This window comes from Streptomyces sp. NPDC002790 (genome assembly GCF_040295505.1).
Lineage (GTDB): Bacteria > Actinomycetota > Actinomycetes > Streptomycetales > Streptomycetaceae > Streptomyces.
In genome coordinates this window covers 1-11,665 of record NZ_JBEOVM010000156.1, presented here as the reverse complement: position 1 = coordinate 11,665, position 11,665 = coordinate 1, and the positions used below count along the sequence as shown (strand labels likewise).

Annotated in this window: 14 protein-coding genes and 1 tRNA gene; 2 read left to right on the top strand and 13 right to left on the bottom strand. The window is 69.9% G+C overall.

Going from position 1 to position 11,665, the window contains the following annotated elements:
• Window positions 1–75: 75 nt before the first annotated feature.
• The 4 genes from ABT004_RS34090 to ABT004_RS34075 all read right to left on the bottom strand — a co-directional run bounded on the left by ABT004_RS34090 (window position 76) and on the right by ABT004_RS34075 (window position 4,690).
• The gene (locus ABT004_RS34090) at window positions 76–537 is read right to left on the bottom strand and encodes a PPOX class F420-dependent oxidoreductase (RefSeq protein ID WP_351344905.1); all 462 of its coding nucleotides are present in this window, start codon (window positions 535–537) and stop codon (window positions 76–78) included.
• Between the two features lie 65 nt (window positions 538–602).
• A complete protein-coding gene (locus ABT004_RS34085) occupies window positions 603–1,421 on the bottom strand; it encodes a YceI family protein (protein WP_351344902.1) in 819 nt (272 codons plus the stop codon).
• Window positions 1,422–1,631: 210 nt separating this feature from the next.
• Window positions 1,632–4,073, bottom strand: a complete 2,442-nt coding sequence (locus tag ABT004_RS34080; RefSeq protein ID WP_502966982.1) for an MFS transporter — start codon at window positions 4,071–4,073, stop codon at window positions 1,632–1,634.
• A 98-nt stretch (window positions 4,074–4,171) separates the two neighbouring features.
• Window positions 4,172–4,690, bottom strand: a complete 519-nt coding sequence (locus ABT004_RS34075; protein WP_351344896.1) for a MarR family winged helix-turn-helix transcriptional regulator — start codon at window positions 4,688–4,690, stop codon at window positions 4,172–4,174.
• Between the two features lie 197 nt (window positions 4,691–4,887).
• On the opposite strand from ABT004_RS34075, the gene ABT004_RS34070 reads away from it, so the two are divergent.
• On the top strand, window positions 4,888–5,100 hold the full coding sequence (locus ABT004_RS34070) for a hypothetical protein (protein WP_351344893.1): 213 nt from the start codon (window positions 4,888–4,890) through the stop codon (window positions 5,098–5,100).
• A gap of 48 nt (window positions 5,101–5,148) precedes the next feature.
• Here the strand turns inward: ABT004_RS34070 and ABT004_RS34065 are convergent, their stop codons facing one another.
• The 9 genes from ABT004_RS34065 to ABT004_RS34025 form a co-directional block, all read right to left on the bottom strand.
• On the bottom strand, window positions 5,149–5,922 hold the full coding sequence (locus ABT004_RS34065) for a hypothetical protein (protein ID WP_351344890.1): 774 nt from the start codon (window positions 5,920–5,922) through the stop codon (window positions 5,149–5,151).
• A 129-nt stretch (window positions 5,923–6,051) separates the two neighbouring features.
• The gene (locus ABT004_RS34060) at window positions 6,052–6,990 is read right to left on the bottom strand and encodes an RNA polymerase sigma factor SigF (protein ID WP_351344887.1); all 939 of its coding nucleotides are present in this window, start codon (window positions 6,988–6,990) and stop codon (window positions 6,052–6,054) included.
• 247 nt (window positions 6,991–7,237) lie between these two features.
• Window positions 7,238–8,107, bottom strand: coding sequence for an RNA polymerase sigma factor SigF (locus ABT004_RS34055; RefSeq protein WP_351344884.1), 870 nt, complete (start codon window positions 8,105–8,107; stop codon window positions 7,238–7,240).
• Window positions 8,108–8,280: 173 nt separating this feature from the next.
• Complete coding sequence (locus ABT004_RS34050; protein WP_351344881.1) at window positions 8,281–8,574, bottom strand: Dabb family protein; 294 nt, start codon at window positions 8,572–8,574, stop codon at window positions 8,281–8,283.
• Between the two features lie 51 nt (window positions 8,575–8,625).
• Window positions 8,626–8,799 carry a hypothetical protein gene (locus tag ABT004_RS34045; protein WP_351344878.1) on the bottom strand — a complete coding sequence of 58 codons (174 nt, stop codon included), beginning with the start codon at window positions 8,797–8,799 and terminating at the stop codon, window positions 8,626–8,628.
• Between the two features lie 447 nt (window positions 8,800–9,246).
• A tRNA-Ser gene (locus ABT004_RS34040) sits at window positions 9,247–9,331 on the bottom strand.
• A gap of 10 nt (window positions 9,332–9,341) precedes the next feature.
• Window positions 9,342–9,800, bottom strand: a complete 459-nt coding sequence (gene tadA / locus ABT004_RS34035) for a tRNA adenosine(34) deaminase TadA (protein WP_351344908.1) — start codon at window positions 9,798–9,800, stop codon at window positions 9,342–9,344.
• Window positions 9,801–9,885: 85 nt separating this feature from the next.
• Window positions 9,886–10,452, bottom strand: coding sequence for a tRNA adenosine deaminase-associated protein (locus tag ABT004_RS34030; protein ID WP_351344875.1), 567 nt, complete (start codon window positions 10,450–10,452; stop codon window positions 9,886–9,888).
• A gap of 183 nt (window positions 10,453–10,635) precedes the next feature.
• Window positions 10,636–10,875 (bottom strand): hypothetical protein, encoded by a 240-nt coding sequence (locus ABT004_RS34025; RefSeq protein WP_351344872.1) that lies wholly within the window; start codon window positions 10,873–10,875, stop codon window positions 10,636–10,638.
• Between the two features lie 137 nt (window positions 10,876–11,012).
• Here ABT004_RS34025 and upp point away from each other — a divergent pair, with 137 nt between their 5' ends.
• Window positions 11,013–11,648: a uracil phosphoribosyltransferase gene (gene upp, locus ABT004_RS34020; protein WP_266712219.1), complete on the top strand. Its 636-nt coding sequence runs from the start codon at window positions 11,013–11,015 to the stop codon at window positions 11,646–11,648.
• Window positions 11,649–11,665: the final 17 nt, after the last annotated feature.

Below are 11,665 nucleotides of genomic sequence, written 5' to 3'. Positions count from 1 at the left end.
CGATCTTTTCAGCCCCGCCGGCGTTTGAGGCGCGGGGTCCGGGGCGGAGCCCCGAGGCCGTAACGCCGGTGCCGCCTAGGACAGCCTCGCCGGGAACCCACCCGTGGCAACCGGCCCCCACTTCTCCGGCGTGACCCGGATGATCGACTTCCCCTGCTCGACCATCGCCTCGCGATACTCGTCCCAATCCGGATGCTCCCCCGAAATGCACCGGAAGTACTCCACGAGCGCCTCGACGGAATCGGGCGAGTCGATGACCTCCGCCACCCCGTCGACCTGCACCCACGGCCCGTTCCACTCGTCGCTGAGCACGACGAGACTGACCCGCGGATCCCGCTTCGCGTTCCGCGTCTTGGCGCGCTCCGGGTACGTGGAAACAACAATCCGCCCGTCGCCGTCGACCCCGCAGGTCAGAGGTGAGGCCTGCGGGGTGCCGTCGGCGCGGGCGGTGATGAGGAGGGCGCGGTGCCTGGGCCTTACGAAGTCGAGCAACTCGTCGATGGAGACACGGGTGTTGGTCGCGATATTCGGAGCCATCCCCGCACTTTAGGGCCTGCCCGGCGGATCATGGTGCAGGCGAGCGGGGGCTGACATCGCCGGGGTCACATCTGTGGCAGCGCGTCGCCCTGTACGGCCTGGATGTCGAGCTCGACCTTCAGCGTCGCGCCGATCGCGGCGATGCCGGCCTGCACGACCTGGTTGTAGTTCATCGCGAAGTCCTCGCGCTTCAGCTCGGCGATCGCCTTGAACGCCGCGCGCGTGCCGCCCCACGGGTCGGCGCCCGTGCCCAGGTAGCTGAGGTCGAGGTCGACCTCGCGCGCCACGCCGTGCAGGCTCAGCTGGCCGTGCACGGTCCAGCGGTCGGTGCCCGCGGGCTCGATGCCGGTCGACCGGTAGGTGATCTCCGGGTACGTCTCGACGTCCAGGAAGTCCGGGGACTTCAGGTGGCCGTCGCGCATGCCGTTGCCGGTGTCGATGGACGCCGCGTTGATGACGGCCTCGACCCGCGACTTCTCCACGTCCTGCGCTATGTCGATGCGCGCCGAGAACTCGGTGAACCGGCCGTGCACCGACGTGATTCCGAGGTGCTGTGCCGTCGCCGCGATCGTCGAGTGCATCGGGTCGACCATCCACGGCCCGGGCGGCGGCAGCTCGGCCCCGCCCTGCCGGTGCAGCACAATGCTGCCCACGTCGGCCCTGCCGCTCGCCGTCACCATCGCGGTGGAGGCGGCGGGGGCGTAGCCGACGGCGGTCACGATCACCGTGTAGGGACCGGGCGTGAGCGCGGCCGGGTCGTGCACGGCGCCCTCGTCGTCGGCCTCTGCCCGCAGCACCTGCGATCCGGTCATGTCGGTCACCGTGACGACGGCGTGCGGCAGGGCCCACCCGTCCCGCGTGCGGATCCGCGCGCTCAGTCCCATGCTTTTGCTCTCCTAGCTCAAGTTCTTACGTACGTAGAGGGGCGGTCGTTCTCTCCCCCTACGAAGACGGGCCCCGGCCGGCATGCGTCTCGGCCGTCCCCTGCCGATGTGACGACGCCGCCGGGTCCGGGGCCCATTCTCACAACCGGGCCTGTGTGGTCCGCGTCCGCTCAAAGCGCGAACCACACCTTCAGGTGGCCCGGGGCCTGATCACTCGCCGGGGTGGGCGAGTTCGATGTCGTGGCCGTCGATGCCGCTGCCGTTGACGCTGAGGCCCGTGGCCACCGGCGGGTAGCCGGTCGCGATCACGGTGTACTCGCCGCCGTCCAGGTCGGTGAAGGCGTACTCGCCGTCCTCACCGGTGGTGGCGGTGGCGACCACGTTGCCCGCGGCGTCCACCAGCGTGACCCGCGCGTCGTTCAGCGCGCGGCCCGCGGCCCGGATGGTGCCCTGGACCTGGGAGCCGGAGTGCAGGTCGATCTCGACGCGGGTGACACCCGTGCCGCCCACCTCGACCGGCAGTGCCGTCGGACGGTGCCCCGCCGCGTTCACGGCGATGGTCACGGTGCCCGGGACCAGCTCGGCGAAGGTGAACTCGCCGCCCGGACCGGACTGACCAGTGGCGAGCACATCGCCGCGGACGTCGGTGACGATGACCATCGCCCCGGCGACCGGCGCCTTGGTCTCGCTGGCCCGCACCACACCGGTGAGGCCGCTGGTCCCGCTGAGCAGGATGTCGTACGTGACCGGGTCCTCGCCCACCAGGACGGTGGACGCCTGCGGCTGGTAGCCGTCGGCCGAGGCGATCAGGACGTAGCTGCCGGCGCCGGGGGCGTCGACCGCGTACGAACCGTCGCCCTGGGCCACGGCGCGGCCCAGCTGACGGCCGCCGAGGGAGATCAGCGTGACCGCGGCGCGGGACACCGGGGCGGACTCGGCACCGCGGACGAAGCCGTGGACCGGGGTGCCGCCGCCCACCGGGGCACCGGCGCCCGCGGAGGCCACAGCGGCGAGCCGCTGGGTCTGGTGGTCGGCCGCGGGCTCACCCGCACCGACGAGGCTCGGCACCTGCTCCGGCGCGGGGGCGGGAGCAGCGGCCTGGGCCGGGGTGGCCGAGGGCGACGCGTCGCCCTGTGCGGCCTGTTCGAGGGCTCCGGTGGTACGCAGGGGAACCTCCTTGATGAAGATCGTGAAGACGAATGCCAGGAACGCGACCGGGGCGGCGTACAGGAAGATGTCGGCGATGCCGCTTCCGTACGCGGCCTCGAGCCAGTTGCGGATCGGGCCGGGCAGGACGGACATGTCCGGCAGTGCGCTGCCGCCCATGGCCTTGCCCGCGGCCTGCTGTTCCTGCGGGCTGAGGGAGCCGATGGTGTCGGTGGCGTGGGTGCTGATGCGGCTGGTCATCACGGAGCCGAGCGCCGAGACGCCGATCGTGCCGCCGAGGGACCGGAAGAAGCTCACCATCGAGGAGGCGGAACCGAGGTCCTTGGGGGCGACCTGGTTCTGCGTGCTCAGCACGAGGTTCTGCATCATCATGCCGACGCCGAGACCCAGCAGCGCCATCCAGATCGCGACGCGCCAGTACGGGGTGTCGTACTCGATGGTGCCGAGCAGCCCCAGACCCGCGGTCAGGAACAGACCGCCGGCGACGAGCCAGGCCTTCCACTTGCCGGTCCGGGTGATGATCTGGCCGGAGACGGTGGAGGAGATGAACAGTCCACCGATCATCGGGATCGTCATGACACCCGACATCGTGGGCGTCTTGCCGCGCGCCAACTGGAAGTACTGCGAGAAGTACACGGTGCCCGCGAACATCGCGACACCGACGAACAGCGACGCGAGCGAGGCCAGCGTGATGGTGCGGTTCTTGAAGAGTCGCAGCGGGATGATCGGCTCGGTGGCCTTGGACTCGACGAGCGTGAAGATCAGCGCCAGTACGATCGAGCCGCCGACCATCGTGTAGGTCTGCCACGACAGCCACTCGTACTTGTCGTCGGCGAAGGTGACCCAGAGAAGGAGCAGGCAGACCGCGGCGGTGATGAAGAAGGCACCGGCCCAGTCGACCTTCGCCTTCCGCTTGACCACCGGCAGGTGCAGCGTCTTCTGCAGCACGATCAGGGCGATCAGCGCGAAGGGCACACCGACGAAGAGGCAGTAGCGCCAGCCGAGCCAGTCGGTGTCGGTGATGACGCCGCCGAGCAGCGGACCGCCGACGGTGGCGACGGCGAACGTGGCGCCGAGGTAACCGGAGTAACGGCCGCGCTCACGCGGGGCGATCATCGCGGCCATGACGATCTGCGCCAGGGCGGACAGACCACCGGCGCCGATGCCCTGGATGGCACGGGCGGTGATCAGCATCCCCGGGTTCTGCGCGAGGCCGGCGACGACCGAGCCCACCACGTAGACGACCAGGGCTATCTGGACCAGGGCCTTCTTGCTGAACAGGTCCGCCATCTTGCCCCAGAGGGGCGTGGTGGCGGTCATGGCGAGCAGCGAGGCCGTGACGACCCAGGTGTAGGCGGACTGGCCGCCGCCCAGGTCGCCGATGATCTTGGGAAGAGCGTTGGTGACGATCGTCGACGAGACGATGGCGGCGAACATGCCGAGCAGCAGCCCGGACAGCGCCTCCATGACCTGCCGGTGCGACATCGGGGCGCCCGCTTCGGGGGCGGCCCCTGAATGCTTGGGATGGCTGCCCCGCACACCGGACGGTGTGGTTGTTGCCATGGGATTCCTTTTCTTACGTGTTACGCGGGTGTACGGGTGATGGTCTGAGCGGTCGACTGGATGGTCGGCTCAGTGGCGGCCTGCGGAACCGTCGTTCGGGACCCCGTCGTGCGGCAGTCACCGAAGCTCTCGCGCAGTCGTGTCATGAGGACGATCAATTGATCGACCTCGTCGTCGGACCAGTCGCTCAGCCGGTCGGCGAGCAGTTGGGTGCTCCGTTCATTGAGCACCTCCATCTGCTTCGAGCCCTTTTCGGTGAGGCTGAGGATGCGCGAACGCTTGTCGGCGGGGTCGGGATGACGCTCGATCCAACCGCGGTCCGCGACGTGTGCCACGTGCCGGCTGGCCACGGACACGTCCACGGCGAGCAGCTCGGCCATGCGGCTCATCCGCATGTCGCCGTAGCGCTTGAGCAGCGTGATCACCGCGGCCGAACCGGTCGGACAGTCGGGCGGGAGGATCCGCGCCATGTCCCTCTTGACGGCTCCGAAGGCACTCATTTGTCGCGCCAGCTCGTCGTAGTGACGTTGTGCGGCCACGGCACCTCCTGACCAAAAGATCTTTATTTGTTGCTTAGGGCAACCATAGAAGCAGTTGGTTGCCACAGGCAAACGAAAGGGGGTGGTCGCGGATAAAATCGCGGCAAAGAACGAGTGCAAATCAGTAAAGTCGCAGCTCAGGCGCCCTGCGCGCGGGCTGTGGCGTCCTTCACGGCAATTCGCTAGGGTCCTGCCCCATGGCTAACAACCCCCAAGGCCCCGGCCCCCAGGGCACTAACGACCCCGCGGGCAACACCCAGATGTTCCGCGCCTTCGTCGACGAACAGCCTCCCGCAGGACCCGGCCGACAGCAGGCCGCCGCGAAGTCCGGGCCGAGCGCCGGCCTGATCATCGGCATCGTGCTCGCGATCGTGGTGGTGGCGGGCGTGGCCTGGCTGGCACTCAAGTAGTCGGCCCCCGGAGGCAGTTCACCTCCGGGGCCGGTCCGGCGAGGCAGTTCACTTCCAGTCGACGTCGACGTCCTTGGTCTCGAGCCGCATGCCGAGCGGGACGCGCCACTGGTCGACGCACACCGTCCACGTCTTCCGCTTCTTCTCCCCGGCCCCGAGGGGCGCGGGGAGCTTCTTTGTGACGTCGACGGTCGCCCAGTCGACACCCAGGGCCCCCAGCACGTGCGTCTCGAAGGTCACCTTGCCCGAACGCACCGCGCTGCCACCGGAGTTGTGCAGCGCCAGCGTCACGTCCTGGCACCAGCGCTTGTCGGCGTCCTTGAGCACGGGGTCGCCGACCTTGAGCAGGGCGGGGCCCGAGGGGGACGAGGAGGGCGTGTCGCCGCGGTCGGAGGCGGCGCCGGACCTCTCGGCGCTCCCGGAGCCGCCGGCGCTGCCAGAGTTGCCGGGGGGCTTCTCTGTGGCGGGTGTTGTGCCATCGCCGCCGGGGGACTCGCCGGGGACCTCCCGGGCTGGAGGGGCGCCGCCCGCGTCCGGACCGTCTTCCGCGGCCTTGCCCGTCCCGCCCTTCCCCGAGGAGCCAGAGGCGCCAGGGCTGCCCGTCTCTGGTGGGTCCAGCGGTACGAGCTCCACCTTGCCGTGGGGCGCGACCCGGTCGCCCGGTCCCGTGGGCGCCGCTCCTGCCGCGCCCACGGCCACGTACGGATCGGGACCGCCGTCACCGTCGAGGGCGACGACGGCGCCCGCGCTCACGCACACCGCGGCGACCGAAGCGGCCCCCACGGCGACCTTCCTGTGACCGAGCAACCAAGTCCGCAGCATCGCGCCAGTGTGTCTGACGGCCCGTCAATTAGGAACCCCGTGGGGCGGTTGTGATGGTTGGCCACACATGCGGCGGGGCGGGCCCGGACACCGGACCCGCCCCATGCAGCGCCTTCGCCCAGTCGGCTATCAGTCGGCGATCAGACCTTCCCGCAGCTGCGACAGCGTCCGCGTGAGCAGCCGGGACACGTGCATCTGGGAGATGCCGACCTCCTCGCCGATCTGCGACTGCGTCATGTTCGCGAAGAACCGGAGCATGATGATCTGGCGCTCGCGCGGCGGCAGCTTGGCGAGCAGGGGCTTGAGCGACTCGCGGTACTCGACGCCCTCAAGGGCCGTGTCCTCGTAGCCGAGCCGGTCCGCGAGGGAGCCCTCGCCGCCGTCGTCCTCGGGCGCGGGCGAGTCCAGCGAGGACGCCGTGTACGCGTTGCCCACCGCGAGGCCGTCGACCACGTCCTCCTCGGAGACGCCGAGCACCACGGCGAGCTCCGGGACGGTCGGCGAGCGGTCCAGCTTCTGCGCGAGCTCGTCGCTGGCCTTGGTCAGGGCGAGCCGCAGCTCCTGGAGGCGGCGCGGCACGCGCACCGACCACGAGGTGTCCCGGAAGAACCGCTTGATCTCACCGACGACCGTCGGCATCGCGAACGTCGGGAACTCCACGCCCCGTTCGCAGTCGAAACGGTCGATCGCCTTGATCAGGCCGATCGTTCCGACCTGGACGATGTCCTCCATCGGCTCGTTGCGACTGCGGAAGCGGGCCGCCGCGTACCGCACCAGCGGCAGGTTCAGCTCGATCAGCGTGTCGCGGACGTACGCCCGCTCCGGGCTGTGCTCGTCGAGCGTGGCAAGACGCAGGAACAGGGAACGGGACAAGGTTCGGGTGTCGATGGACCCGCTTGTCGGAGGTGTCACGGACACCTCGCGGTCCCCGGCGGCCTGCGCCGGAACCGAAGCGGGAACAGGAGCGTCGATCAGCGCGGCAGGCGTCTGCTCGCTCAGGTCATCGGTCGCGGCGGGTGCGCCGGGCGTGAGCGTGAGCACCTTCGAGCTGCCCTGGTCTGCGGACATGCCACCCCCTTGAGGTCGCGGACGGTCGCGGCGGACGCTCCCGTCAGGTAAGAGCGCAGCCTCCACCTGAATACCGGACGAGGGGCTGCGCCAAACGCCGTTCCAGCAGAATGTCACATGTCGGCAACACGCTGTAGTGACATGTCGACATGTATGGGATGGATCGACGCAGGAAGCAAGGGGTGTGGCGGGAGATGGCGCGGATTCCCGCGGGAAATGCCCCGCGGGTCTTCTCTACCCGTTCGAGCTAGGAATCGATCCTGTTTGCGGACCGAAGTCGAGCGAAGCTGCGGGCGAGGAGTCTTGACACGTGCATCTGCGAGACACCCAGCTCGGCGCTGATCTGAGATTGCGTCAGATTGCTGTAGTAGCGGAGCAAAAGGATCCGTTGCTCCCGCTCGGGCAGCTGCACGAGGAGGTGCCGTACGAGATCGCGGTGCTCGACGCCGTCCAGCTCCGGGTCCTCGTAGCCGAGCCGGTCGAGCAGGCCCGGCATCCCGTCGCCCTCCTGTGCGGCCTCCAGGGACGTCGCGTGGTACGAGCGGCCGGCCTCGATGCAGGCGAGCACCTCGTCCTCGCCGATCCGCAGCCGCTCGGCGATCTCGGCGGTGGTCGGGGAGCGTCCGAAGGCCGTCGTCAGGTCCTCGGTGGCGCCGGTGACCTGCACCCACAGCTCGTGGAGGCGGCGCGGCACGTGCACGGTGCGGACGTTGTCGCGGAAGTACCGCTTGATCTCGCCGACGACCGTGGGCATCGCGAAGGTCGGGAACTGGACGCCGCGCTCCGGGTCGAAGCGGTCGATGGCGTTGATCAGGCCGATGGTGCCGACCTGGACGACGTCCTCCATCGGCTCGTTGCGGCTGCGGAAGCGGGCCGCCGCGTACCGCACCAGCGGCAGGTTCGCCTCGATCAGGGCGCCGCGCACCCTGGAGTGCTCGGGGCTGCCCGGCGGGAGGTCCTTGATCTGCGCGAAGAGGACCTGGGTCAGCGCGCGGGCGTCGGCGCCCCGGCTCTTCGTGGGCGCGGGCGGCGCTTCGGGCGCGGGCGGTGCTTCTTGAGGCGCAGTACTGGCCGGCACGGTCAACTCCACCTCTGTTTCCGTCAACTCATCGGTCAAAAGCGGTCATAGCATCACAAGACATGTGCACTGTGTGCAAGCACCGCATAACTCCGTGTTGAAGCCTCAGTTGGGGCATCGGCGGGGGTTCAGGACGGGTTCAGGACGCACGAAAGCCCCTCACCGTTCCGGTGAGAGGCTTCTCGAACGAGTGACGGTCCGGAGGGTGCGCCTCAGAACTCGTAGTCCGCGATCACCCACGTGGCGAACTCGCGCCACATCGCGACGCCCTCCTGGTGGGCGGGGTGCTCGAGGTACCGCTTCAGGGCATCGGTGTCCTCGACGGCCGAATTGATCGCGAAGTCGTGGGCGATCGGCCGGTCGGTGATGTTCCAGCCGCACTCCCAGAACGTCAGCTCGGGGATCTTCGCACCCAGCGCGCGGAAGGCCTCGACGCCCTCGGCCACGCGCGGTTCGTCACGGCTCACACCGTCGTTGAGCTTGAAAAGGACCAGATGGCGGATCACGGGGCGCTCCTGAGGTGCTGACGGCCGGTCTGCCGGACCGTTACTTCCCGCCTACTTCCCGCCGTTGACGACCCAGGTCATGAAGTCACCCACGGACTGGGCGGCGGACGATACGCCTTCGAACCCTATCTGGACGTAATCGGCCGCCTTGGAGGGGTCGGTGATGATCACGTAGAGCACGAAGACCACCCCGACGAAGAGCGCTATTTTCTTCGACTGCACCACGTTGCCTCCCCGTACCCGTGTCCGGTCCCCGTCCGACCCCTGTCGAACGGCGGTGAGTCTAACGCGGACGATCACCGACGCGACCTTTAAGGACCAACGGCCTCCGGTTATGGGTCCTTTGCCGACGTCCCGCACCCCCACAAAGGGGCAGTATTGGTGACGAGCCCGGAGGGTCTGGCAGGAATCCGATGGGCTGGGACGTGACCCCGACTGCGGGGTCCGCGCCGCGGCTTCCCCCCAGAAGCGGCGCGGACTACGGGAGATCGTCCTCACCGGGGGGAGCGGCTTGTCCCCCCGATTGCCGCTCCCCCCGACCCGAACGGGACGGCTGAGCCCCGGCGCCTCTGGTCAGGCGCCGGGGCTCTTCGTATGCGCGGGTGCCGACCGACCGGCCCAGCGGGCAAAGCGAAGGGGCGGATCCGCGATCGGATCCGCCCCTTCGAACGGCGGTAGCGGTGGGATTTGAACCCACGGTGAGTCTCCCCACACTCGCTTTCGAGGCGAGCTCCTTCGGCCGCTCGGACACGCTACCGAGAGGAACTCTAGCCCATGGGGGGCCGTGCTCCGAAATCCGTATCCCTGAAGAAACGGGTGAGCTGGATCGCACATTCTTCGGCGAGTACCGCGGAGATCACTTCGGGCCTGTGGTTGAGCCGCCGGTCGCGGATCACGTCCCACAGCGAACCGGCCGCCCCCGCCTTGTCGTCGCGGGCCCCGTAGACGACCCGGTCGACGCGGGACTGCACGAGCGCGCCCGCGCACATGGTGCACGGCTCCAGGGTGACGACGAGCGTGCAGCCGGTCAGCCGCCACTCGCCCACCTCTTGCGCGGCCCGCCGCAGCGCCAGCACCTCGGCGTGCGCGGTCGGGTCCCCCGTCAGCTCGCGCTCGTTGTGCGCCCGCGCGAGCACGGTGGTCCCGTCCGGCGCCAGCACGACGGCGCCGACGGGCACATCACCGGCCGCCGCGGCGAGCCCGGCCTCGGCCAGGGCCTGCCGCATCGGCGGCTTCCAGGGGTCTCGTACGGGATCGGGGGCGGGAGCGGCGTCGGAGGGTGTCACGGCGAGGAATCTATCGCCGCGGCGGTCAGCGCACCGTCTCCAGGACCTCCGATGCCCCCAGGGCGTCGGCGATCTCGCTCAGCGCGTCCGCCCCGTCGAGGGTGAGCAGATCCTTCTCGGGGACGCCCAGGTCGGCCAGGACCGCGCTGTCGCCGAGCGGGCCGGGCGGCACCGCCTCGGCTCCGGTGTCCTCGTCCTCGTCCCCGGACGCCTCCTCGTCGTCCGGTTCGCCGTCCTCCGTCCCGTCCAGGTCCAGGGCGTCCAGTTCGTCGACGGCGACGGCGTCCAAACCGTCCGGAGCCTTGCCGAGCAGTTCGTCGGTGAGCAGGATCTCGCCGTAGCTGCTGCGGGCGGCAGCGGCTGCGTCGGAGACGTAGATGCGAGGGTCCTCCTCGCCGTCGATGCGGACGACGCCGAACCAGGCGTCCTCCTGTTCGATGAAGACGAGGATCGTGTCGTCCTCGGCGCCGGCCTCGGCCAACGCCTCGCGGGCCAGGTCGGCCAGGTCCGACAGGGTCTCCACGTCGTCGAGCTCTGTGTCGCTCGCTTCCCACCCGTCTTCGGTGCGCGCGAGCAGTGCGGCGAAGTACACCGTGACTCTCCCACTTGTCTCAGGTGTGCCGGTCAGGAGGCGGGGAGTGCAGTTCAAGCCCCGCCCACTCGGAATCGTGGCAGAAAGTCCGGCTCCAAGAGAGGTCTTCCGCGCGCTGTGTTTGTGGCGCGTCTTCCGCGGGGTCCCGCGAGACGGGGGTCGGGGGCGGATCGGCGGGCCCCGTCACCAGCGAAACGTGCGCATCCGCATCTGCTGACGCATCCGTGCGGCCCGGGCGCGGCGCGGCTGGACCCTGGCGCGCAGCTCCCGCGCCTCGGTCAGTTCCCGCAGGAACAGGGCCCGCCTGCGCCTGCGCGCGGCGTCCGTCTCCGGCCCGGAATCCGGCTCCGTCTCCGGCTCGGGCCCGGCCCCGCTCCCGCCCGGCCCGTGCTCGGGCCGCTCCCGACGCTTCCCGTCCGCCATCGGCCACACCACCCCAGTCCGCCCGGTCGGCGCAGTCGGCGCCAGTCGGCGAGTCCCTTCCACCTTCCCTCCGCACCGGTCATTGATGCCACCGCGCGGGGCAGCCGCGGCCCTGTGGCCCGGTTACTGTTGAGGACATGCGGATCCACGTCGTCGACCACCCTTTGGTGGCGCACAAGCTCACCACGCTGCGCGACCAGCGCACCGACTCCCCGACCTTCCGGCGCCTGGCCGACGAGCTGGTCACCCTGCTCGCCTATGAGGCGACCCGGGACGTGCGCACGGAGCAGGTCGACATCGACACCCCCGTCTCGCGGACGACCGGCGTCAAGCTGTCGTACCCGCGCCCGCTGGTGGTGCCGATCCTGCGCGCGGGCCTCGGCATGCTCGACGGCATGGTGCGGCTGCTGCCGACCGCTGAGGTGGGCTTCCTCGGCATGGTCCGCAACGAGGAGACGCTGCAGCCCGCGACGTACGCGACGCGGATGCCGGACGACCTCTCCGGGCGCCAGGTGTACGTCCTGGACCCGATGCTGGCCACGGGCGGCACGCTCGTCGCGGCGATCCAGGAACTGATCAAGCGCGGCGCCGACGACGTCACGGCCGTGGTGCTGCTCGCCGCCCCCGAGGGCGTCGAGATCATGGAGCGCGAGCTGGCCGGCACGCCGGTCACCGTCGTGACGGCCTCGGTCGACGAGCGGCTCAACGAGCACGGGTACATCGTCCCGGGCCTCGGCGACGCCGGGGACCGGATGTACGGGGTCGCCGAGTAGCGGCGCCGCACGGGACA